18 protein-coding genes and 1 other RNA gene are annotated in these 25,362 nt (G+C 39.1%); 14 read left to right on the top strand and 5 right to left on the bottom strand.

Going from position 1 to position 25,362, the window contains the following annotated elements; all coding sequences use genetic code 11:
- The first annotated feature begins 25 nt into the window (after nt 1-25).
- The 10 genes from rsmI (at nt 26) to F580_RS27100 (ending at nt 12,822) form a co-directional block, all read left to right on the top strand.
- A complete protein-coding gene (rsmI, locus tag F580_RS0107905; RefSeq protein ID WP_019027173.1) occupies nt 26-877 on the top strand; it encodes a 16S rRNA (cytidine(1402)-2'-O)-methyltransferase in 852 nt (283 codons plus the stop codon).
- A gap of 78 nt (nt 878-955) precedes the next feature.
- Nucleotides 956-1,392, top strand: an RNA gene (rnpB, locus tag F580_RS25470) — RNase P RNA component class A.
- A gap of 563 nt (nt 1,393-1,955) precedes the next feature.
- Nucleotides 1,956-2,975, top strand: a complete 1,020-nt coding sequence (locus F580_RS0107895) for a PEP-CTERM sorting domain-containing protein (RefSeq protein ID WP_019027171.1) — start codon at nt 1,956-1,958, stop codon at nt 2,973-2,975.
- A 105-nt stretch (nt 2,976-3,080) separates the two neighbouring features.
- The gene (gene prsT / locus F580_RS0107890; RefSeq protein WP_019027170.1) at nt 3,081-5,915 is read left to right on the top strand and encodes an XrtA/PEP-CTERM system TPR-repeat protein PrsT; all 2,835 of its coding nucleotides are present in this window, start codon (nt 3,081-3,083) and stop codon (nt 5,913-5,915) included.
- Between the two features lie 715 nt (nt 5,916-6,630).
- Entirely contained in the window at nt 6,631-7,176 is a 546-nt protein-coding gene (locus F580_RS25465) for a GspH/FimT family pseudopilin (RefSeq protein ID WP_019027169.1), read from the top strand.
- Between the two features lie 14 nt (nt 7,177-7,190).
- Nucleotides 7,191-7,670, top strand: coding sequence for a type IV pilus modification protein PilV (gene pilV / locus F580_RS0107880; protein ID WP_019027168.1), 480 nt, complete (start codon nt 7,191-7,193; stop codon nt 7,668-7,670).
- Between the two features lie 7 nt (nt 7,671-7,677).
- On the top strand, nt 7,678-8,640 hold the full coding sequence (locus tag F580_RS0107875) for a PilW family protein (RefSeq protein ID WP_019027167.1): 963 nt from the start codon (nt 7,678-7,680) through the stop codon (nt 8,638-8,640).
- An 11-nt stretch (nt 8,641-8,651) separates the two neighbouring features.
- Nucleotides 8,652-9,182, top strand: a complete 531-nt coding sequence (locus F580_RS0107870) for a pilus assembly PilX family protein (RefSeq protein WP_019027166.1) — start codon at nt 8,652-8,654, stop codon at nt 9,180-9,182.
- A gap of 34 nt (nt 9,183-9,216) precedes the next feature.
- Nucleotides 9,217-12,333: a pilus assembly protein gene (locus F580_RS0107865; RefSeq protein ID WP_019027165.1), complete on the top strand. Its 3,117-nt coding sequence runs from the start codon at nt 9,217-9,219 to the stop codon at nt 12,331-12,333.
- 24 nt (nt 12,334-12,357) lie between these two features.
- Nucleotides 12,358-12,822 (top strand): type IV pilin protein, encoded by a 465-nt coding sequence (locus F580_RS27100; protein ID WP_019027164.1) that lies wholly within the window; start codon nt 12,358-12,360, stop codon nt 12,820-12,822.
- Nucleotides 12,823-12,964: 142 nt separating this feature from the next.
- On the opposite strand, the gene F580_RS0107855 is transcribed toward F580_RS27100, so the two are convergent.
- The 5 genes from F580_RS0107855 to F580_RS0107835 all read right to left on the bottom strand — a co-directional run bounded on the left by F580_RS0107855 (nt 12,965) and on the right by F580_RS0107835 (nt 20,426).
- Nucleotides 12,965-14,314: a sensor histidine kinase gene (locus F580_RS0107855; RefSeq protein ID WP_019027163.1), complete on the bottom strand. Its 1,350-nt coding sequence runs from the start codon at nt 14,312-14,314 to the stop codon at nt 12,965-12,967.
- Entirely contained in the window at nt 14,304-15,656 is a 1,353-nt protein-coding gene (locus F580_RS0107850; protein ID WP_019027162.1) for a sigma-54-dependent transcriptional regulator, read from the bottom strand. Before F580_RS0107850 ends, F580_RS0107855 begins: the two co-directional genes overlap by 11 nt.
- A gap of 188 nt (nt 15,657-15,844) precedes the next feature.
- Nucleotides 15,845-18,337: an ABC transporter permease gene (locus tag F580_RS0107845; protein WP_019027161.1), complete on the bottom strand. Its 2,493-nt coding sequence runs from the start codon at nt 18,335-18,337 to the stop codon at nt 15,845-15,847.
- A complete protein-coding gene (locus F580_RS24175) occupies nt 18,334-19,077 on the bottom strand; it encodes an ABC transporter ATP-binding protein (RefSeq protein WP_019027160.1) in 744 nt (247 codons plus the stop codon). Before F580_RS24175 ends, F580_RS0107845 begins: the two co-directional genes overlap by 4 nt.
- Nucleotides 19,078-19,187: 110 nt before the next feature.
- Complete coding sequence (locus tag F580_RS0107835) at nt 19,188-20,426, bottom strand: efflux RND transporter periplasmic adaptor subunit (protein ID WP_019027159.1); 1,239 nt, start codon at nt 20,424-20,426, stop codon at nt 19,188-19,190.
- Between the two features lie 401 nt (nt 20,427-20,827).
- On the opposite strand from F580_RS0107835, the gene F580_RS0107830 reads away from it, so the two are divergent.
- From F580_RS0107830 to F580_RS0107815, 4 genes are all read left to right on the top strand, one after another.
- Entirely contained in the window at nt 20,828-21,256 is a 429-nt protein-coding gene (locus tag F580_RS0107830; protein WP_019027158.1) for a hypothetical protein, read from the top strand.
- A 211-nt stretch (nt 21,257-21,467) separates the two neighbouring features.
- Nucleotides 21,468-22,190 (top strand): pseudouridine synthase, encoded by a 723-nt coding sequence (locus tag F580_RS0107825; protein WP_019027157.1) that lies wholly within the window; start codon nt 21,468-21,470, stop codon nt 22,188-22,190.
- A 139-nt stretch (nt 22,191-22,329) separates the two neighbouring features.
- Nucleotides 22,330-22,629 carry a hypothetical protein gene (locus F580_RS0107820; protein ID WP_019027156.1) on the top strand — a complete coding sequence of 100 codons (300 nt, stop codon included), beginning with the start codon at nt 22,330-22,332 and terminating at the stop codon, nt 22,627-22,629.
- 69 nt (nt 22,630-22,698) lie between these two features.
- Nucleotides 22,699-25,302 carry a sensor domain-containing phosphodiesterase gene (locus F580_RS0107815; RefSeq protein ID WP_019027155.1) on the top strand — a complete coding sequence of 868 codons (2,604 nt, stop codon included), beginning with the start codon at nt 22,699-22,701 and terminating at the stop codon, nt 25,300-25,302.
- Nucleotides 25,303-25,362 lie beyond the last annotated feature (60 nt).

Below are 25,362 nucleotides of genomic sequence, written 5' to 3'. Positions count from 1 at the left end.
CGCCAAATCAAGTGAAGTAAATGACATGAGTGAAACCACCCTAACCCCAGCCACCCTTTATATTGTAGCAACCCCGATTGGGAATTTAGGCGATATCAGCCAGAGGGCTATAGATATATTAACGCAAGTTGATGTTATTGCTTGTGAAGATACTCGCCATACAGGTAAATTACTATCTGCTTTTGCCATTAAAAATAAAACCATGTCATTGCACGACCATAATGAACGACAACGTCAAGATCAAGTCGCTAATATGCTCAAGGAAGGTAAAACCATTGCCTTGGTGTCAGATGCCGGAACACCACTAATCAGTGACCCTGGCTTTCATATTGTCCGTCATTGTCGAAGCTTAGGTTTAAATGTTTCTCCTATCCCTGGCGCATGCGCCGCCATCTCGGCCTTATCTGTTGCCGGTTTACCTACTGACAGATTTACCTTTGAAGGATTTCTACCTTCTAAATCAGGTGCTAGACAAGCAACGTTACTGGCGTTAGTTGATGAACCCCGTACCATGGTTTTCTACGACGCTCCTCGCCGAGCAATTGATACCGTCCGAGATATTGTTACTACTTTAGGTGGCGAACGTTATATTGTTATAGCTCGAGAGCTAACAAAAACCTTTGAAACTATTCATAGCGATAGTGCGGAAAACTTTCTAACTTGGCTTGAGCAAGACGCTAATCAGCTTAAAGGTGAGATGGTGCTGATCATTGAGGGCCATAAGAAAGTTGAAAATGAAATCTCTGCGGAAATCGTTAATACTCTTAAATTACTACTGACTGAAATGAAACCTAAAAAGGCCTGTGCAATTGCCGCGGAAATTTATGGTGTAAAGAAAAATGCATTATATGAAGTCGCTTTAAGCCTTAAAACCTAAACCTTGCGAAATCTTCTAAATTAATACTGATTAACTAAAGTTCATAGACTTTTTGCTGAGATAGGGTAAAATGCGCGCCGAGTTGACCAGACAATCGCTGGCTAGTTTACGTAAGTATTTCTAGCGGGAGGAAAGTCCGGGCTCCAATGAGCAGGGTGCCAGGTAATGCCTGGGCGGCGTGAGCCGACGACAAGTGCAGCAGAGAGAAGACCGCCGATGGCTTCCTTCCTTATTTATAAGTAAAGAAGCACAGGTAAGGCTGAAAGGGTGCGGTAAGAGCGCACCGGATTGCTGGTAACAGTAATTGCAGGGTAAACTCCACCTGGAGCAAGACCAAATAGGGTTTCATGATTATTTAGGCGTAAGCTTTAATAATATAAGCGTGGCTCGCGTGGAAACCGGGTAGGTTGCTTGAGCTATAGAGCGATTTATAGCCTAGACGAATGATTGTCACTTTTACTTATTTTAGGATAAGCAAGAGATACAAAACCCGGCTTATAGTGTCAACTCACTTATTCAAATAAAAAGCCTCTACAGCAATGTAGAGGCTTTTTTGTTGCTATGGTCTTTGCTCAAGCCAAACAGTATCAATGGCTAGTGCTAGAAGATGGCAACATTCACTTGCTCCGTAGTCATTGATGCTAACATTAAGCGCTTAGTATAATATCTTTCAAAGCTTAGAGAAATCACCAACCAAGCGAGAATAAAGCAGTTTATTATCATGGCGGCAGGCGTCAAAATATACTGGTTATATAGCAAGGCATTGGTTGCTAAAACCTTCTTCAAATAAAATCAAATCAAACCAGTAAAATAGTACGACTTTTGGTACACCGCTAAAAGTTACAGTAATTTTACGCTCAATTAATAAACCTACCTTCAAGAAATCCTTTTACTCAGCTGTGAACTTTACAGCTAACTGCCGATAATGATTGTCAGCATTTTTTACACCTTATGTTGGAATTTAAGAGTCCAACAGTAAAAATATTTTAAAATGCCTATAAAATAATGGCTTGTAAAAAGGGTGTGAAAATTGCAATAAAATAACAATATCATAGGCTTTTCACTTTTGGGGTAACGAATGAAAACAATAGCGTTTATTAAAAAGTTTTTTATAGCAACCGCTTTGCTGTCTATTAGCATAGTTGTCAACGCAGGCAATTTTGATGTAGATGGTTGTTTTGGTTGTAATGGTGAAACTTACGATATAGGTTTTTCCGTTAATTATAAAATTAATGGTATTGATGATGCTAATGGTTTTTTATATTTTGGTGAAGGAAGTGGTGGTAAGCAGTACTTATACTTTATGATGTCAGAGGAGTTTATTGATACTACTTATGCCCCAAATAAAAAAAAGGTATCAGAGATAAATACAACTAATACGGATTATTATTTTGAGGGGGACGCCGATAAAGCATTCTCAAGCACATATAAGGCTGATAGCCCTAAGCCTAAGTTTAGGACTTTTGAGGAAATTTTAGGGAGTGATAAATTTGGAAATAGTAAGAATAATGAACCCTTTGTAGTTAAGCATGATAATGTTACTTATAAACTTGAAATTGATTTGCTGTCTTGTATTGGGGAGGATGGAAGTAGTGTTTCTAATGATGCATGTAAAGGAGAAAAGGATAATAGTGAAGTAGTGTACGAAAGCGCTGGTTACGATAAAACAGGTTATAAAAAAGGTGGTGAAGGGTCTTATGATGGTAGTCACCCAAGTGCTATCATAAGTGAAATTGCAACATCAATGGAATACAATGTAGCTAATAACAGAGAGGATGATGGAACTTTTAACACAAAACATTCTTTACAGCATACTAGTGATAATTGGTTAATGTATATTGGTTATGAGTTTGAGTTCAACTCAAATATTTTTGGTGATTTAGATAGCTTAACTAAAGATAACATCAGTAATTATTTAGCGCTTGGTGACTCCCATGCATCTCCCGCTAAGAGGAATTCAGAAGGGACAACCATTATCGAACGTTGTGATCCTGAGTGTTTACCCCCAACGGATATACCAGAGCCCACATCATTTGCTATCTTTGCTTTAGGTATTATCGGCTTATCATTATCTCGTCGCCAAGTTAAGTTAAGTTAAGCATTCATAAAATTAATTTCACCAATTCATTAAAAAGCACTGCAACTAGCGGTGCTTTTTTCTATGCTCTACTATAAAAGATATATTTCTCAAGGAAGGTTTTTCATGAAAATAGGTCGTTCACGTTATTACTCTTTTCTCGCTAGTCTCTTTTTCATGGTTTGCTCTTTGACGGTACAAGCTACAGAGCAAACGGTTGCTAAATCTCAAGCCAACGAGCATTATGAAAAGTCGTTAATTAGTTTTGAAGAGCAAGACTACCGCGCGGCGATGATCCATTTAAAGAATACCTTTCAAAATCAGAAGGAGCATATGGCAGGCCGTATTTTATACGCTAAGGTATTACTTGCCCACGAGAATGGTGTCGCTGCAGAGGTCGAGTTAAATTATGCTAATGAATTGGGCGCTGATCTAGATCTTATTCGACCGCTAAAAGCTAAAGCGCTATTGTTTCAACAAAAATTTAAAGCCGCATTAGAGTTAACAATTCCAGGAGAAAGTCGCACTGAACTTGAAATTGAACTTGCCTATTTACGTGGCCAAGCGTTTATTGGACTAAAAAAGTTTGTTGCTGCAGGAGAGAGCTTTGATTACGCATTAAAGCTAGCCCCCGGTTATAACTTAGCAAACTTAGGTAAGGCGCAAATTTTTCTTGCCCGTAAACAATTTAAAAAGGCAGAGCAATATACTGATAAAGCGCTACAGGGTTATAATATCCCTAGTCGTGCGCGAGTGATCCGTGCCAGGTTATATTTAATTGCCGGTGATTCTGAGGCCGCGCTAAAACAACTTAATCAGGCAATTGAGCTTAATCCGAACTACTTAGCCGCTCGCATGATAAAAGCAGAAGTCTTGCTATCACAAGGTAATATTGAGCTTGCCGAGGAAGATATTGACTATATTCTTGATAGAGCACCAAAAGAACCACAAACTAACTACCTTAGAGTTATCGCAGCATCGAATAAAGGCCAACCTGAATACTTAGAAGAGACCTTATCTAATATTTTAGCTACATTAGCTGCATTACCCGATAACATTAGACAAGAAAATCCACAATACCTCTATTTGGCAGGTTACATATTATATAAGCAAAATAGTTTGGTTGAAGCTAGTGGGTTTTTTAATCAATACCTTGACCTAGTAAATGATTATCGGGCTATTGTGATGTTGGCTGAAATTGAAATAACACGACAAGAATTTAAAAGTGCTAAAAGATTATTAGGAAAAGCAAATCGCCACTTTCCAAAGAATGAAACGATTCTAAACTTGTTGGCAAGTGCTTTTATGGGGTTAAATCAGTATGAAAGTGCACAGCGCTACTTTATTGAATCATTACAAATTAACCCTAGCAACCCAAATGTTGTATTGCATTTAGCAGAGAGCTTTATTGCGCAAGAAAATTACAGTAAGGCCATTGAACTGCTGTTAAAAATAGAACAAGCTTTTCCTAACTATGTGCCGGCTTTATTAGCATTAAATACCAGCTTTAATCATATAAGACAATTTGATCAGGCCATTGCTCGCAGTAAAAACTTAGTGGTTATTGCTCCTGATAACTCATATTTTCACTTCTTACATGGAAGTAACTTAAGAGCTAACAAACAGTTAACCGAGGCTGAATCTTCATTTAATCAAGCAGTATCTTTATCAGCTGATTATGTTGATGCAAAAGTAGCCTTGACAGAGTTATTGGTTATTCAAGGCAATACTAATCAAGCAAAAATCGACTTGAACATACTGCTAAAACAGTACCCTAAGAATATTGTGATTATGAAGTCTCTCGCCTCATTGTATTATTTACTAGCGGAGTATAGTGACAGCGCGTTGTGGTTAGAAAAGATTTTAGCTGAAAATAAAGAAGATGTTGGTGCGTTAATTGCTTTAGAGCAAGTTTATCGAAAAACCAAGCAATTAGATAAAATTCAACTAAAACTAGAAGAAATTCTCGCTAAAAAATCGATTGGCAAATTACATGAATTGCTTGGCGGTATTTATTTAACTCAGCGAAAATATGTACAAGCGATAAAGCAGTATGAAAACTATGTCGATGAGGAAAACAATAGAGCTTACGCTTTATCAATATTAGCTAATGCACAAATAACCGCTAACGATATCAATGGCGCTATTTCTTCGCTAAAAAAATCTTTGTCTTGGGATAATGAAGTTGTTGCTACGCATATATTATTAACTAAATTATTAATGGCTAGTGGCAAGGTAGAAGCAGCAGCTAAACAAATTAAAATTATTCGTTCAAAAGATAAAGAAGGGGCTGTTGCTGATTTATTAGCTGGAGACTTGTTTTTTAAGCAAGGACAATACGCACAAGCTTTGCCATTATATCAAAGAGCGTTAAGTATTAATCCATCAACAGCGAGCATTCTGGCTTTATATCGAACCTATAAGAAATTGAATAAACTCAACAAGGCGGAACGTTTATTAACCAGTCAAATTGATAGTTCAGAGCAGTTAGAGTTGAAGTTTGTTATTGCACTCGCAGATGTTTATCAATTACAAAACAAACATGAAAAAGTAACCAACCTCTACCACAATGCCCTTAAGGTTTACTCTGATTCTCCGGCATTATTGAATAACTTGGCTAACAACTTAATTGAACAAGGTGAAATTGAACAAGCGATTGTTTTTGCTAAAAGAGCTATGGCAATTGCCCCTAATAATGTCACCATATTAGATACTCTTGCTTGGGGAGAAATTAATTTAGCCAATTATGAAGCGGCACTAATTTATTTACGTAAAGCATTAGCAATAGACGCAGACAATAACTCAGTTAAATATCATTTAGCCATTGTATTAGATAAGCAAGGGCGACGAAAAGCAGCGCAACAATATTTGATTCAAGTTGTTGAAAGCACATATCCCTTCAAGAAAAAAGCACAAGCGAATCAATTATTGGATAATTGGTTAGCGAATAACTCAAATTAAGCGGGTTATATGTAGTGCCTTAGATATAGATACTTTACCGATAAATTGTAACTGGACAATCACCTCAAAGGATAATGTTTCCCCCGTCAATTGACTTTTTATGGCTATTGACCAAGTTTTTGACTACATGATCAGTGTACTGAGCTCAATCAATAGCCTTCTAAAATCCCCCTTAAATTCATAAATTCTGCTCTTGGCTACAGAAGACATAAAAATTCAAGGTTAAACCTTGCTTCTACCAATGAATAAACCTAGTGAGATTCTCCGTAATATGCAGAGTCTTAACGTTTATTTACTGGTTAAAGGTTAAGTATTTATTGTTTAGGTTATTGCTTTCAACCCTCGGGGTAGTTGGCTTTACCAATAATGTCAATGTTAAAAACACTTGTTATTAGCTCAAGAATATTAGACACTGCAGTGGTTTAATTACAGCGTTTACTCCCCAAGGGGGATATTAAAGCCGTTTGGATTTTCTGATATTACCCCAAACCAACTGAGATCAAACACAGAGTAATGAGCGATAATTAGTAGAAAATTGTAGAGGTTAGTGGAATTGTAGTCGCTTTAATCCAGTAGGGAAATTGGTTTGTTTTCTTGGTGTTTATGCTCACCCGAGATGTAAGGATTAACAACAATTAAGAAAAGAATACTTACCTATAAAGAGGGGTTATCTACCCTTTATGGTAGATAAATGGAAATATAAAGAATCAAATTTATGCTAAAGACGAAAAGAATTTATTATGTACAAGGCTTTAACTTACTCGAAGTTCTCATCACTATCAGTATCGTCGGCATCCTTGCGAGTGTCGCGTTACCTTCTTTTTTAGAATCAATAAAATCTACCAATATGTCAAACCTAGCCAATGACATGCACCGCTCCATTGTTGTGGCTAGAAGCGAAGCAATCAAACGCGGTGTGAATGTAACTGTTTGCACCAGTAATCCGGATAAAACAGACTGTTCGAATGCGGGGAGTTGGGAGGGTGGTTGGATTGTCCGTGAAGTCACAGCTGTTGCTGATTTTGACCCCGTGATTTCAATATATGCGCCTTTCGATTCAAACTACTCTCTTCATGGAACAACAACTGCTTATAAATCTAATGTGGTTTTTAGCGCCGCCGGAGAAGCCATCGCTTCTGGCGATATGGTGTTATGTTATAAAAATGAAGTCGATGCACAAACACGAACCATCGTTATTAATCGATTTGGCAAGGTGAGTGTTCGAGGCATTGACCGAAAACCGCAGACTAGCTGTTATTAGGTAATGACTACATTATGATAAAAAACTATAGACTGAAAAGTTCACTTGGATTTTCGTTAGTCGAAGTCCTAGTTACCACTGTTATCGTTGCCGTAGGAATACTGGGCATTTTATCGTTACAGTTATCGCAAATGCGCAGCGCGAAGCAAGCATTAGATAATGAACAAGCCTCTATATATTTGACTGACATGATTGAGCGTATAAGAGCAAACTCTATTCAATCGCTGTCCTATGTTGTTGCCCATGCTGTTGTGCCAGGCGAAGTGGACTGTGTCAGTAATTTTTGCACCGCGATACAAATGGCGCAATATGATATTTATACTTGGCAAAAGATGTTGATAGATAATTTACCTGCCGGTGGTGGAGAAATAGAACAAGCCGGTGGACCTATAACAATTACCATTAGATGGGATGCGGATTTAAGTGGTTCGACTGCTAAAAACTGTCCGGTACAAACCAGTGCAGATTTGAACTGTTTACAGGTCATTATATAGGATGGAGATGAACGATATGATAATGAAACAGCCATCTACAAGTAAAAAAAACACCGGCTTTAGTTTAATTGAACTCATGATTGCCATGTTTATTGGTATATTCGTACTCGGTGGTGTTTTAACGTTTTTTGTTAGTAGTCAAACCGCAAATAAAGTGACCGAGCGATTAGCCAACATACAAGAGACTGGGCGCTTTGCTGTCGCTATTATTTCTCGAGATTTAAGGCGAGCAGGATACTTTGGCGGCAATGCTAATATTGATGAGATTTCTGGCACGGTTGGACCATCAGCTTTTAATACTACTTGCCTCACTGCAGGAAATACTTGGGGCACTATGTTAGCCCAGAATATCTATGGTTTAAATGATACTAATGCTGGCTATAACTGTATTAGCGGATCGGATTACCTCAGAGGGGACATAGTGACTGTAAGGTTTGCGAGCCCTTGGTTAACTACTGCCTATGAAGCTAATGAATTGTATCTGCTATCATCATTATTTGAGGGTAGGGTCTTCTTAGGTAGTGATGTGGCCAACGCAAATAATACCAATATTACTAATAACATTCAAACAGCGCATCAATTGATAGCACGCTCATATTACGTAGGAAATTCGAACGAAAGTTGTCAAGGGAGCACAGTTCCGGCACTGTTTTGGAAATCATTGGAGTTAGGGGTTCCTACAAGTGAGCAGTTATTGGTAGGTGTTGAGCATTTACAATTCGAATATGGTGTTGACCAAACTGCAGACAGTGCACCTAATCAGTATGTAAATGCAGCAAGTGTTGTTAATTGGAATAATGTGGTCTCGATAAGGATGTCAATCATCGTTAGAGATGACTGCCCAGACAAATCATTTACCGATAGTAATACCTACACGCTTGGAGATGTTATCTATAAACCCGCGGATAACTTCCACCGATTGGTCTTTCGCTCGACGATTACGTTACGAAACCTATTAAATAATAGTTAATGGTGATTAATATGCTGAAAAAAGACTTTTCTTTTCGTTCTTCAACAGATGGTTTTATATTACCTGTCGCTTTACTGATTTTATTGCTAGTTACATTAATTGGTATAACGGGCTATAAAACGGCTATTTTACAACTGGCTATGTCAGGCAATAGCCAGTTTCAGACGGTTACGCGTAGCAACGCCGATAGCTCTTTAGTAATAGCAGAAAACGCATTAGAAACACAGGTAGCTATAGCGGGCACTTTTGATTTTAGTATCGCTGGAGACGGCTATTATAATAACGATGAGATACTTAATGTTAGAGCGTTGAATTGGGATACTTTTACCGCTGTAGAGGCGGGTAGAACGGCTAATGAAGCCTTTGTTATCCAGTTTGATGGTAGGCAAACCTTGCCAGGGGAAGATGAATCCTCCGAGAGTAGTGGCTTGTCTAAGACCGGTTCATATGTTTATGCCTACAGGGTCACGGCGAGAAGTTTGGGATTAAAAAGATCGGAACGAGTGGTACAGTCTGTCTATGTAACATTAGAACAACCATAACACGGAATATATCAGTTTAAATTGGAGCAATGAAATGAATAGATTATTGATGTGTAGTTTGTATTTTATCTTACCGGCTTTATTTTTCCTAAGTCCTGCCTATGCAGCCGACCCTTTTACTGCAAAAAATCAGCCTCCTGGTTATATCCAACCGATGGCACTAAGTACTTTTGATTTGAAAGGTGGTGCTAAAGGCTATCGTCCTTGGTTTGAAAATGGTGCTTGGCAAGGGGATCTCGTTGAGTACGATATATCCTCTTTAGGGGCAATATCAACAAGTGTTGACTTATCTACTTTAGAGCCGAGAAATACAGGTACCGGCGCTAACTGGTCTGCACGCCTGCGGTTTAATGCAGCAGAAGCTGCGAATCCAAATTATTGGGATGCTCGTAAAATAATCACTTGGGATGGTAACAAACAAGTTGCTTTTAGGTGGAAAAATTTATCAGCTGAAAGGAAGAGAAAACTAGATAAAATTGCCTTTAATAATGATGCTACTACTACAAGCCCGATATTGGATTTTATTCGAGGCGATAGAAGCAACGAAAAGCCTAATGGCACATTACGAACCCGTTATAATTTATTAGGCGATATTATTCATTCAAATCCTGTATATGTCGGGGCACCAGCAGGCAATTATTCAGATTCAAGCTATATAGCCTTTCAAAAGCTTCACGCGTCACGAGCGCCAAGGGTTTATGTAGGCGCAAATGATGGCATGTTACATGTTTTTAATGCCGTAACCGGCGATGAAGTTTATGCCTTTATTCCAATGTCAGTTATTCAAAGGTTAGATAACCTTTCAGCAGATCCTTATAGCCATACATATTATGTAGATGGGGAACTTTCTGTAAACGATGTTTATTTCGATAATGCTTGGCATACTGTTTTAATAGGAAGCTTAGGTGCGGGTGGTAGTGAACGTTTTGCTTTAGATATTACAGATCCTAACTTATCTTCAGAAACAAAAAATACCGGAACTGATAGCAAAGTGATGTGGATAAAAACTAGCTGGGAACAACCTGTATTAGGTGATGCTTACGGCCGAGCAAGCGTAGTTAAGTTAGCAGATGGTAAGTACTACTCTATCGTTGGTAATGGCTATAACAGTGCTAGTGGAGTAGCACAACTGATTCTTAGCGACATTGAAGATGGTACGTTCACAACCATTAGCACTAACTCAGGCACTCCTGAAGCCCCCAATGGTCTATCTACCCCTTCATTAATCGATATCGATGGTGATGGCATTTATGATTACGCCTATGCGGGTGACTTAAATGGTAATTTATGGAAGTTTGATTTAAAAACCAAGTCATTGGCCTATGGTAAAGCTATTTTTTCTGCAGGCGTGACCCGCCCTATCACAACAAAAGTTAGTGTTACCACTCATCCACACGGTGGGAAATTAATATTCTTCGGTACAGGAAAAATACTGTCTGACAGCGACCTTTCGGATATATTTACACAAGCTATCTACGGTATATGGGATAAAGGTACAACCCCAGGTACCCATTCATTGCTAACGCAAACATTATCGGCTGAAAAAACCATTTCAACGCAGACCATTAAAACATTATCGAATGCTGCGATTGATTGGACCAGTCATACCGGTTGGATGGTCGAATTAACGGGTGGCAATCGTGTGGTGACTAATCACCAATTAAGGGATGGACGAATTCAAACGACAGTGACAAATCCCATCAATGAAGAAAACTGGTTAATTGAACCTGCCTATTTAAATGGTGGTCCACCGCCACACGCAATTTTTGACATTGATGGTGATGGTTCGTTAGATCATGACGATAATGTGGGGGGTAGTAAGTTAGTTACTGATGTCGCGGTCGCATGGAAGGTTTCATCAGGCATCATGTCTGGCCCGCTAATAGCTAGAATTGCCAATGGTATAGATACCAAGTTCCTTAACTTTGAACAGTTAGCTGTTGCGCCAATAGCTTGTACCGAGGGCTGTGGGTTTTTAGGGGGTCATATTGATGTTGATACAGATTCACCAAAGGGCCCTAATAATAAGGATAAAAATGCTGGTTATGGCGGAAAAACAACGGCACATACCCATGAATACGATAAAAAAGTAAATCAACCTTATGTTGACTATTTTGAAGTAAACCAAGGGGATGCAAAACAATTACAAGTTGATGAAATTCTCGCTAATGACAAGAACTTCATTGTCATCATTGCAAACGCGGATTTATCTTCAAAAAGTCTACTGCATATCGGCACTAATACTTATAATGTGCTTGAATATCAGACCATGATCCATCGTAGATTAAAAGCTTTGCAAGCATCGGGGACTGCTATAACTACCCTAACAGACGATGACGGTAACTCTCTTCTTGTTTCTATTAACGATATTCAAGCCAATGGCGGCACACTGAGAAATGCCTTCGATAACCACTCAATTTTAGATGGAGGTCTGCACGCAACAAATACAGGTTGTGTTAATAAAAATTCTGCCATCACCCTTGGTCGCTGGAGAAATGGCGCGCTCATTACCCAGTTAATTGATCCAACCGAAATAACGACTTTGTCAGACTTATATCATCAAAATCCAGATGATTTACCTGCATCAATGTTGATCAATGGTAATACCATTGTTTTAAAAGAAGATGTTGATGGTGATGGCACCTTTGAAAATATATATGGCGGACTTAGAGTTAAAGTTGAGGAAGAGGCAGGGCTATTATACGAATCAACGTTATTTTGGCATTACAAAGGACCTGTATGTTATGGCGACGATACTTGGAAAGCGGCCGTTGCCGTTAAGATTAAAGAGGCATTAATTGCGGAGTTTTTGCAGATACTGGAACCTTACGATGACCTTCATAGCATTGAAGATGTTACCGCTGCTTATGACAGAATAATCGCAACGCATTGTGCTGGAAGTTCTGATATAGAACAATGTGCAAATGAAAATAGAGATCAAATAGATGTGGATAACACAGAGATAAGCTTAGGGATTCTGATTAACTTAATTGCCATTTATGATGGTGTGCAGGATGGTCCTGGTTCGGGGGATCCTGCTGTTCCAATTACTCCACTTGTTATTGTTGGTGGCAATGAAAGTACTGGCTTTACCGCAGGCCCTAACTTTATCAAAGGAAGGCGCACTTGGATCGATATTACCGACCAATAAAACTAAAAAAGGAGTGTCATCGGGATGTTAAGTAAAAAATCAAAGGGTAAGTATGCCAGTAAAGCAAAGGGTTTTACCCTCATTGAATTGATGATTACCGTGGCTATTATTGGCATTATTTCATCAATTGCCTATCCAAGTTATATGGATTCGGTGAGAAAAGGCCTCAGGGCTGATGCCACAGAGTCGTTAATGCGCCTTGCTATTTCACAGGAGAAATTTTTTATTCAAAACGGCACTTATACCGCAGATATAACATCATCGAGTGGTTTAAATAATGGTTCTGCAGAAAGCACAAAAAGCTATTACACGCTTTCGTCGAGTGCGGGTTCTAGTGGCTCAATTACCACTAGCTTCTCGTTAAGTGCCACGGCTAAATCGGGATCTTCACAGGCTAAAGACAGCTATTGTAAAACCTTTACCATTGACTCTAAGGGGCAGAGAACGGCAAAAAACACTAGCGGCACTAGTAATCCTTACTGTTGGTAGCATATAACCCCGGGTGCTAATAAGTCACTATTGATAGCAGAAATTTACTCAATAAGAACGGGCCATTAGGCCCGTTTTTGTATGTATTGGTAAGTGTTTATTAAGGTGAAAGCACCGGAGAAGTTATTACTAGCACGGCGGTCTAATTATTCATTTTATTGCCTACAGGCCATGACATAATTATTTTTGCTCCACTATCGATATTTTCTAAGCTGAATTCGCCACCATGATTACGTGTTATTTCGGCGCACAATGATAGCCCTATACCCGAGCCATGACTTTTTGTGGTGTAAAAAGGCGTTAAGGCATTATCAAGGTTGGCAAAACCAGGACCATTATCGATAATTTCAATAACCTGCCTGCCATGTTGATTGCCTTGCAGGCTGTCTTGCTGATAGAAAATACAGACGCTAATTTCACAGCTTTCTTTCTCACAAGCTTCTTGGGCATTTTTGAAAATATTGATTAATATCTGCGCCATTTGTTGTTCGTCAGCATAACATTGGGCGTTACCTTGATAATGGATAGTGCAAGGCTCGGTGATCATGGCTTTGGCTTCATCAAGTAAGGTATTAAAATCAAACCAAGTCGATTTAGGCGCTGGCAGGTGACTTAGTTGACTATATTGATTAATAAAACTAAGTAAGCGTTCACTTCGTATTTTGATTCTACCCAGTACCATGCGGACTTGTTCTTCATTAAAACTATCGTTGCATAATAAGGTGTCTGCCATTGAGGCCATGGGCGTTAATGAATTACGCAGTTCATGGGCCAATACCCGAATAAGGTTCTGTTGGGTAATGCTTTGTTGCTGATGCAGCGGCTGGGAAATATCTAAGGCAGAAAAAATGTGACATTTTTTTTGCTGATAAAGGTAGCTAATACTTTGGCACTGCCACTGTTGATTGAACTGGCTGTGCGTTAATGTATCGTTCTCCATGACAAAACCTAAATCTGCAGCACTAGTACCCATTAACATAGGCTGTTGGATTTTTTCTTTCATGGCTATATTACGATAAGTTAATTGGTTGTTTTCATCGAATAAGCACACCGGAATAGGCCAAGAGTCGAGAATATGGCTAAGCACATTTTCAAGGGTTTGGTTTTGTTTTACTTTTTGTTCGTTGCCTAAGGCTAGGGCAGATATTTCTTGTTGTAAACCCGCGAGTAAATTGTCTGGGTGTTGTGCTTTAAAGCGTAAGTTTGTTTCACCCTCTCGAATAACCTGGGTGTAGGTAGTTAGCTGCATAATGGCTTGCCGCCAAAAATGGTAACACCGCCACGCAAGCCAAATAAGGGGATAACAGAGCAAGAATACTAAGGTAGCAACCGCCAGTTTGCTCCAACCTAAGCTGTACGTTAAGGCCGAAACCAGTATTAAGATTACTATTAGCGTACTTGTTAAACCCAAAGCAAGCCATTGCTCATGGCTAAATTTTAGCGTGAAAGATTTTCCTGTTTTAGGATTACCAGCTTTAATATTATTGGTCATGATGAATAGCAAATTTTTCTAAACGTCGATAAAGCGCGTTTCGTGAAATATCTAATAATTTTGCTGCTTCAATAACTTGCCCGTCAGTCACGCTCATTGCTTTTTCAATTAATTGTCTTTCAGACTGTTCAAGGGGTTGTAATATTACCGAATCGCTAGTGTTATCTGTGCTTTCTAATAACAGTTGCTGCGCGGTTATTTCATCAGTAGAGCTAAGTAATACTGCACGTTCAATAACATGACTAAATTCGCGAATATTGCCTGGCCAACTGTGCTGTTTTAATTTATTGATCGCACAAGCACTCATAGTTAAAGTTTGCTTACGATACTTAGCGCTAAATTGACTGATAAAACTAATGGCTAAGTCTGCAATATCTTCAAGGCGTTCGCGCAGGGGCGGAATGGTAATCACTAAGGTATTTAAGCGATACAATAAGTCTTGGCGAAAAGCTTGCTTGCTCACCAGTTGTTTAAGGTCGGCATTGGTGGCGCTTATCAGCCTAACATCAGCAACTTGCGTTTGGCTTGAACCTAAAATTTCAAATTGTCCGGTTTCTAAAACCCGTAATAATTTAGGTTGCAGAGTGAGTGGCAAGGAACCAATTTCATCAAAAAACAAGGTGCCCTTGTCGGCCAGTTGAAAGCGGCCGATGCGATTTTGTTTGGCATCAGTAAAGGCGCCTTTCTGATGACCAAAGAGTTCACTTTCAAATAAGCTATCAGGAATTGCCGCCATATTTACGGTAATAAGTGGCGCATGCTGGCGTAAAGAGAGTTGATGAATACGCTCGGCCAGCAGTGATTTACCGGTACCATTTTCGCCTAAGATTAGAATGTTGGCATCGGTTGGTGCTATTTGTGCTATCAAGGTTTCAATGGCCTGCATGCTAGGAGATTGACAGACCCAAGCTTTTTTACTCTCTGGGGCGAGTAATTGTCGGTAGCCTTGGTTTTGTTCTTTCACCTGAGAAAAACTTAATTGTTGTTTGATACTGTTTAACAGCTTTAGTTTATTCCATGGCTTTTCGATAAAGTCATTGGCACCTTTTTGTAAACCTTGCACTGCCAACTCGATTGAGCCCCATGCTGTCATTAATATCACCGGGATATTGAGCGGCTGTAACTGCTCTAAAATGGCTAACCCTTCTTGGCCACTGGTAGTATCACGAGAAAAATTCATATCGAGTAGCACTAAATCTGGCTGTTGTCGATTGCTTTGAATGATGATCTCTTTGGCATTTTCGGCTTCAATGATCTGGTAACCCTCAGAGCTAAGTAATAAGTTTAACGCAAAACGAATATCTTCATCATCATCAGCAATTAAAATCGTGGCATTGGTCATATAGGTTTCCATTAAAATAAGTGGTCTTGCTTAGCTAAAATATACAGTGTGGTAAAAGAAAAGGAAACGAGTGAAGTCGCTTCCTTTATTATTTTATTGGCTAGTAGTATGCCAACTAGTTTGGTCGATTGGCTAGTGTTATAGCAATAAAGACTCTATTTATCGGTACATTACCAGAGGTTAGCTGATTACTCTTCACGTAAGGCTTGCATCGGATCGCTACTGATAACTCGCCATGCAGGCATAATGACCGACAAAATAACGATAATAACTAAGGCAGCATCTAAGGCGGCCATCGCTAACCAGTTAAAGTCGGGTAACATCTCTAAGTGTTGTGATATTTGTGCATAGCCAAATACTGAGATAATAAAACCTAAGCCTAAACCTACCACTAACATAACAAGCGCATCTTTTAAGATAAAGTTAACCAATTTAGCTTGTTTCGCTCCTGTAGCCATACGTACGGCAAGCTCATATTTTCTGTGGTTAGTGGTCATTTGTGTTAAGCCAGCAACACCGATGGCAGCAAGGAAAAGGGTTAAGCCGGTCATAGCTAATACTATCCATAAACTAAGGCGCTGGTTTAGTGTTTGTCTCTGCCAAGCATCATTTAATGACTCCACTGTCACGTTAGTTAAACGCGGGAATTGGCGTTTAACTGCACTTGTTAGCATGGCGGCAGTTACGGTTTCACCTTCAGGCAACATCACAGTGAACTGCATGGTCGTGCCGGGTCTTACTCGATGAGAGTAAATTGCCGGTAAACCTAACGGCTCAGCAATACCCGTTTGACCTATGGTATTTCCAACAATGCCAGTAACAATTGAGGGAGGGATTGAGCTATCAGCACTCATTTGAATCGTTTTGCCGATAACCTCTTGGTAAGTTAACTCTGAAAATAATAGTTTTGCCATATTTTCATCTATGACAATTCTATCTTCATCATTATCGATTTGCGCTTGGCTGACATTAGCACCCGCTAACATAGGGATATTAAAGGTAGAGAAATACTTCGCCCCTAAGGTTTTTATTTGGTGAATAACCCGCTGACCTGAGGTTTCATCGCGAAAGGCATTTACCCGTAAAGAATCAGATAAAGGGCCATAGTTAGGTGTTATAACTTGGCTATTGCTAACTTCTTGTTCGATTAAACGAGATAAGTCATCAAGCAACTGTTTAGCTTCGCTCTTGCCGTAATCGTCAAAGGTGTTTAATTGCGTTACGTATTCTTCATCGCTAACGGTTACGCCAATTTCATAACTATTGCCAATATCATAACCAAGATCTTGGTAAACGGCCTGATAGCTTTGCATAGCGATCATCACCGAAGCGGTCAGTAATATCGAAGCAATAGATAATTGCAGCACCATTAATACCCGGCTTAACCATTGATTGCTTTGTGCCTGAATACCTTTACCACTACTGTTTAAGTTGTTACCCAAAGCCTGTTTATCAATATCAACTAGGGCTAGTGCGCTAAATAAAACGCTTAACACTAAGATGATAGCAACTGAAGCAAGCATGGTTGTGCCATCAATGGCAATGGCATCCATCATTGGTAAACTATCACCGGCAATTAACGGTAAACTTCTTATTGCCCAGCCGGTAACTAATAAACCAGTTAATGCCGCTAAAATAAAACTCGGTAGGTTTTCAAGTAATACCAACAAGCGCATTTTTGTTAGACTGGCGCCTAAGCTTATTTGAATAGCAAACTCTTTGGTTCTTCCTTGGTAATGGGCGATAAATAAATTAAGTAGATTAAGCGTCGCCATTAATAACAAACCGATAACCGCGGCAAATAAAGCAATAAGTAAACTTTCGGTTTCCCCTAACATATTGCTGCGATAGCGACTGCCCTTGGCGACTTTATTGGTGTTGTTGATAAAGTCCATAAACATTTGTACTTGCTCACCATCAACATTGCGGGTGACATAATCTTCTAACCAGGCATCAACTTGTGCTTGTGAAGGCACTTTTTCTTGGCCATCAGCTGATTTTAGAATGAGGTTATCAAGTTCATTGCTGATATTACCGACGTTATCCGTTTGAGCTTTTACCTTGGTTAGGTTGGCGATAAACCACACTTGTTGAGGTAAAATGGCTTGGTTACTTTTAATCGCCATAACATCTTCAATGACACCGGCAATGATATAGTTTTTATTGGCAATGGTAACTTGTTTACCGATGACAGATTTAACACCAGCAAAAGCATTTTGCCAAAGGCTGTCTGATATCCATACGTATTTTTCTGGTGACTCAATGGTGACATCATCTCCCAGTAATAGCTGGCTACCTAACACTGAAGTAATGTTACTGGAAGCATCATAACGGGTGGTGGCAAACGTGGTGTTATTGACGACAACATCTTGCTCTGACGGGGCGATACCTGCCCATTCACCTAAATCGCCAAACTGTTCACTAAAATCGACCAAGCGACTCATGTTCCAATAAGACACACTTAAGGTATCCGACATATTAAAGCGATAGTCAAAGGTTTTCAGCGAAGCCTCATTTTTAACACCTTGCAATGGTTGGTATAACAAGGTCGATGCAATTGAGATAACACTTAGTACAGCACCTAAGGTTAATCCTAAGGTTAAAATCAACGGTACGCTTAAGCGCGGTAATGAAAATACCCGAGTTATGCCTTGATATAAGGCTTTTTTCAATAAACTCATGCAACCCCCTGCAATGACTTTTTATTTGTCTCAACAGTACTTAAATCGGCGCTTACATTAGCGCTGATTTCTGAAACAATCTGGCCATCCAATAACTGAATTTGGCGGCTAGCACAACGTGAATAACGGCTATCATGGGTTACCATAACAATCGTTGAGCCGTTTTTGTTTAGTTGCGCTAATAGCGACATAACTTGGTCACCATTTTTGCTGTCTAAGTTACCTGTTGGCTCATCCACTAATATCAAGTCGGGTTTGCCGACAAGGGCACGAGCAATGGCAATTCGTTGTTGCTGACCACCGGAGAGTTGATTCGGTCGATACTGTTGACGGTGTAACATATCAACCTGGTTGAGCACTTCTTCTACTCGCTGTTTTATTTCTGCTTTTTTACAACCTCGGTGTTCAAGCGGCAGCGCCACATTTTCAAATACCGTTAAGTTATCGATTAAATTGAATGATTGAAAAACGTAGCCAATATGTTCATTACGAATTTGCGTGCGTTGATCCACTTTTAAGCCATTGGTGGCAATATTAGCCAGTTGATATTCGCCTTCACTGGCGGAGTCCATTAAGCCCATAATTGATAACAACGTTGACTTGCCACAACCTGAAGGTCCGGTAATAGCAACAAACTCACCTTGGTTTATTTCTAAACTAATACCTTGTAAAGCATGGGTTTCTATTTGTTGGCTGTCGTAACGTTTGTGGATATTTTTCATAGTAACTATATTTTTCATAGGGTATTCCTTAATTTTTATCGTTGTTGCTGCAGAATTAGCCATCTGCTTTCATGTGCGTTATTTTTAATATTGGTTATTTGTGCTGTTCAGTGCCGTTGTTTAGGTTTTTATTCAATGAGTAAAAGTTGCTGATATTTATTGTATTTCTGGGTATCGCTGCTGACTAGCTGCTCGCCAGGTTGTAAGCCTGAGGTGATCACTAATTTATTTTTTGAAAGTTCGCCGAATGTGACCGTTTTTTGCACTAGCAAGTTGTCTTGCGTGCGAACAAAAACGCTTTGCTTACTACGTGGACGAAAGCCTGGTACTTGCTCAATATAGCTAGCCGCTTGTTGATTTTTAACAAATACTTGCGCTGAGATTGATAGTGCTGGGCGAGCATTAGAGGTTAATGGCTCATCAATTACCGCCTCGGCTAATACTGAACCGTTGCTAACGACACTTTCGATACGAGTGATATGGCCTTTGATAATACCTTTTTGCGTGTCAATAAAAACAGGCGCATTGATGTCTATTTGATCGGCTTGATTTTGTGGTAAACGTAAACGCACAATGAGTTCTTCATCACTACCAACTTTTGCTAGCGATTGACCTAATTGTACACTTTGTCCTAATTCAACTTCTAAGGTTTGCAGTGAGCCATTGATGCCGGCTTTCACCTTCATATCATCCAGTTGCTGTTCAAGTAAGCTAACTTGGGCTTGCTGTTGTTTGATGGTGATATCGCGTTGGGTAAGTTGGTAGCCTTGCATTTCAATGAACTGCTTATATTTTTTCTTTTCAAAACCCAATCGTCTACTTTCTTGTTTTACTGCCAACTTGGCACGTTGTAATTCTATTTTTGATGAAACACCTAGATTCATTAAATTATTGTTAACGGATAGTTCTAGCTCAGCTTTTTCAATTTCAGCTTCAATGTCGGCAATTCGGCCCTGATAATTTAAGCGTTCACTTTGTTGTTCGTATTTGTACGCTTCTCTTTGCGCTAATTGCTGAGCAAGTTGGCCATTGGCGGCATTAACTTCTTGCACGAGCCTAGGATTGGTTAAATGGAGAATAACCGTTTCTGGTGTTACTTTCGTACCCGGGCGTACTAAAATTTCAGCAACCTTACCTAATGCGGGCGCCGTTAATAAACGTTCTTTTGCTGAAGCAAACTCCCCATAGGCATTCGCATAAATATCTAAGTCGCCTTGTACTACCGTTTGAAAACTTAACTGACTTAACGACACCGATTTTGTTGCTTTGCCGCTGACACTGTAACCGGCATAGGCCATTAATAAAGTAAAGCTGGCGATGGCGGTCCATTTTTTCCAAGGTTGTTTTTTTGTTAATGCAATCTTCATAAAGTTTCACTGTTATTCTTAACTGATGAGTTAAGTAATGAAATAACCATGCCAATATAAAGAATATAATAAAATCAACTAGTTAGTTGTTTGTTTTTGGTTTTTACTGCCAGTGCTGTTCGCTTTTAAAGCAGGCATGTTCGAAAGTGAACGTGGGGTTAGACCAATGACACTAATAAAATGGTCAATTAATTAATGTACTTGGTATTAGTTAACCTGAAATAAGTCACCAATCGCCACAACAGTAATTTTTGTAATGCGCTGTAATGTAATCATTCAACGCTATAGCGTAAATTAATAAATGGAGTTTGATTATATTGACTGAACAAGCTGGAGTTTAGCGGCAACACGGTTATGATAGGGGTTACAGCACAGAACTGATAAAATGAAGAGCATATGTAATGACCGAAACGCTACCCATATCGATTCAAGTAGCTCAAGACTTACTTGATAAGTTTGTAAAATTAAAAGCCATCGCTAATAAGCTCGAGGCATTGTTTAATTTTCAGACCTTAACCGCTAATTGGTATGGTGATGAAGAGGATATTTTAACTATTCGATTATCTTTGGAGACACCGGCAAGTTTTAAGCAATGCCAAGGTGAATTAGAGACGTTATCAGCCGATAGCCTTGCTATTAGTGAGTTCTCTGATGATGTAATTAGTGGCTTTAACCAAAGCGAACAACAATTACGTTGCCATATCGCCATTACCGAATCAGAGTTGTCGCTACTTACACAGCAGCCGAAAATATTAAAGGGATTTGTACAAGCTAAATTACACAAAGTCCTTAATTTAATTGCTACACAGCAATCATTGGCCAGTATTTAGCAGCTAAAGCTTCTCTTTTTCAAGCGTATCTTTTTAAGGAAATACCATTTTCATTAAGTTTGTGATCTTGTTGTGCTTAGAGAAAATAAATCAGGGCAAGGCGCTTGATTGAGTAATAGCTGGCTATTGGGATTGAGAGCAACGCAGACGTGGAATATTTTAACCAGCACAAGTGAGCAATAATTTAATGGAATTGGTATAAGTAAAGTCTATGGCTATTAGTACCACACGATTAGATCGTTTTATCAGCGAGTCTTGCCTAGTGAATCGAAAATCAGTACGGCTGATTTTGGCACAAAAGCGAGTGTATGTTGATGGCAGAGTAGCAAGCGACATAGCTCAGCTTGTTGATAAATTTTCGCACATCACTTTGGACAATAAAGTATTACAGTCTAATCAAGCCCATTATATCATGCTCAATAAACCTATTGGCGTGGTTTGTGCGACCAAAGATGACAAGCATAAAACGGTTATTGATTTATTAGCGCCACTGTTTGCTCAAAACATTAGAGATAGCTTACACATCGTTGGTCGACTCGATCTAAATACGTCAGGGCTAGTGTTATTAACCAACGATAGTCGTTGGTCTGAGCGGTTAACCTCACCGGAACATAAAATTGCTAAGCATTATCATGTAACACTGGAGCAGCCTTTGACTACTGAATATATCGGTGCTTTTGCCAAGGGTATGTATTTTTCCTATGAAAAAATAACCACCCAACCGGCAGTGTTACACATTCTTTCTACTTATGAAGCCGAGGTTACTTTAACCGAAGGACGTTACCATCAAATAAAGCGTATGTTTGGTCGTTTTGATAATAAAGTACTGGCCTTGCATCGTTTTGCTATTGGTAAATTAGCTTTAGATGGCAACCTCAATACTGGCGAGAGTAGATCGTTAGAGCGTTTCGAAATAATGAATATAAGTGGTTAAAAATAAAGCTAAAAATACAAATGATAAGTTTAAGTAATTGATATCGTTTAGAACAATATAGCTACTCGCATTTTAGCCTTGCTTGGGTATAATAATGCCATTGTAATAAAATGTTTTCAAAAGTTAATGGAATGGTAAAATGAATAAATTATTGTTATTGGTAGTTCCTGTTGTCGTGTTATTAACAAGTTGTTCAAGTGTGGATAGTGCATGTGAAGACATCACTTTAGCCACTGAGCAAATCCAAGAGTGTCAAACGCTGCATAAGCAAATTATTAATGCAAAAAGTATTATTGTGCGCACCGAGTTAGATCGTCGTTATCAGCAAGATTGTATTGAAATACGTTATTATCGCGATGAAAAACAATCGGCAATTTGTGGGAATAAACACAAGATTAAAGATATTAGCAAGTCGGCCCTAGACGAAGCTAAGCAATAAGAAAAACTACGCTTTAAAAGCTATGCTTTAAAATCTATGTGAGCGAATTAACTAAACGGTACGGTAATTTTGAAACCAGAAAGTCAACAAACTACAACTCAAACTAAAAAGCCATTAATGGGTGCTAAAGAGCCCGTTATTGCTGATCTGGCTGAAAAAATTGATTTTTTAGAGAAAAAAAATGCTGATTTAGACGCTCGCTACACCGCATTATTTAAACTTAATCATCTATCACAAGAATGTAATGAACTTGATAGTTTTTATTCTCAAGTCCACAACACTATTGCCTCGTTAATGACCGCAGAAAACTTTTTTATTGTGCTTTATGAACAAACCTTTGAAACCTTAGAATTTGTCTATTTTGTTGATGAGAAAGATGATAAACCGTACGGCATTATTGACTATCTAGACTATGAAGGCTCATTTACTAATTTAGTGATTGAATCAAAGCAACCGCTCTTACTCACACCTGAGTTGGAACAACAGCTTTTTGAACACTATAAAATTAAGCAGTTTGGTGCTCGAGGCACAGATTGGCTAGGGGTACCGCTACTCCACAATGGCTTAGTTATTGGTATCATGACAGTACAAAGTTATGATGAAGTTAATCGTTATAATGAAGCCGATCTAGATTTACTTACCTTTGCCGCTCAACATGTTGTTGGTGCTATGGTGCGTTTACATGATCAACAACGCCTGAAAAATGCGGTTAATGCGCGTACTAAAGAATTAATGGCACAAATTCGAGAGCGTGAAAAATCAGAGTTATTACAAGAGTCACTCTATAGAATATCTGAATTAAGTACGGATATTGAACTGGATATAGATACCTTCTATAGCAAAGTACATAATATTATTGGCCAATTAATTAATGCTAAAAATTTCTTTATCGCCAAATATGAACAAGCCCGTGACACTTTACATTTCTCCTATTATGTTGATGAGAATTACACTGGTTCAGTAGGCGAGGCTCGACCACGAAAACTGACTAACTTCTACTCTGAATTAGTTCTGCGCCGACGTGAAACTGTTTTACTGACTTATCAGGAAATGTTGACTTTACATTTAGCAGGCGAAACGGGAAAACCACAAGCGGATATCCATTCTTGGCTTGGTGTACCGTTAATCTATTCAGGGCAGTTACTTGGTGTAATGGTACTACAAAGCTACCATTATAAGACTACCTACAATCAGCAAGATGCAGAGCTACTTAACTTTGTTTCCAACCATGTCTCTACAGCAATCAAGCGCCGTGAATTAGCAGACTTTGAAAGACGTAGTCATGAGCTACTTGAACAGCAAGTGAAATTGCGTACCTTGGCGTTAGAAGAAGAAATTAACCACCGTAAACAAGCGGAAAAATTATTAAAACATACCGCAGCACATGATAGCTTAACTGGGCTACCTAATAGAATGGTTTTCCTCGATTTACTTAATCACGCTATTGCCTGTGCGAAACGCAAAGATGACTTTTCTTTTGCGGTACTCTTTTTAGATTTAGACCGTTTTAAAATGGTCAATGATAGTTTAGGGCATCATGCCGGTGATCTATTATTGAAAATTATTGCCCGAGAGTTACTTACTATTGTACGTGATAAAGATACCGTCGCTCGGTTAGGTGGAGATGAATTTGTTATTCTCATCGAAGACTTAGCCACTAACGAGGAAGCGTTTGATGTAGCAAAACGCATCACTGACTTTCTTCAAGAACCCTTCACTATTGATAATCAGCTGGTTTACACTGGCACGAGTATTGGTATTTCTTTTAGTAATCAACGTTACGATGATGCCAATACCATGCTGCGCGATGCAGATACGGCGATGTATCATGCTAAAGATAATGGTAGAGGGCGCTTTGAAGTTTTCGATGACAGTATGCATCAAAAGGTACAGAACGCGTTAAGCCTTGAGGCTGATATTCGAGAAGCGATTGCTTGGCAGGAGTTCATTCCCTATTTCCAACCAATACTTAAACTTGATAACCAGGAGCTGAGAGGCTTTGAAGCTTTAGCTCGCTGGAAAAGTACTAAGCGGGGCTTTGTTTATCCTAATGACTTTATTCCGCTAGCAGAAGACACTGATTTAATTCAGGCTATTGATATGCAAATCATTGAAAAATCATGTCAGCAACTTAAAGTTTGGCAAGATGAACTCGGGTGTCACGATCTTTATGTCAGTTGTAATTTATTTGCTAAACAATTCTTTAGTCCCAGCTTACCGCAACGAATAGAAAATGTCTTACAAAGCACGGGTCTTGCTCCACATAACTTACGGGTAGAATTAACCGAGCGCGCTTTATTAGATAACGCTGACATTGTATTAACCAATATGCAGGCGCTAAGGAATATGGGGGTAAAAATATTACTCGATGATTTTGGTACCGGTTACTCCAGTTTAGGTTACCTGCACCGTTTCCCTATTGATGTCTTAAAAATTGACCGCTCTTTTATTAGTAATGTCCATGAACATGATAACCATAGGGCCATTATTCGTACTATTGTCGATTTAGCTAATAATTTAAAAATGGCTACCGTAGGAGAGGGTATTGAAAACTTAGCCGATGCTCAACTGCTACAGCAAATGGATTGCAAATACGGGCAAGGTTATTATTTTGCCAAGCCGATGTCACCAGAAGATGCCGCTGACTATATAATTAAAAAAACCAAAAAGTAAAAGTCAACTCAGCTAATACAACAGACTGCTGAATCGTCGTTTCAGTAGTTAATACTGTAA

The sequence above is a fragment of the Colwellia piezophila ATCC BAA-637 genome (assembly GCF_000378625.1).
In the GTDB taxonomy this organism is placed as follows: domain Bacteria; phylum Pseudomonadota; class Gammaproteobacteria; order Enterobacterales; family Alteromonadaceae; genus Colwellia; species Colwellia piezophila.
The sequence above is the reverse complement of the archived record's forward strand: the minus strand, read 5'-3'. Positions and strand labels throughout refer to the sequence as shown.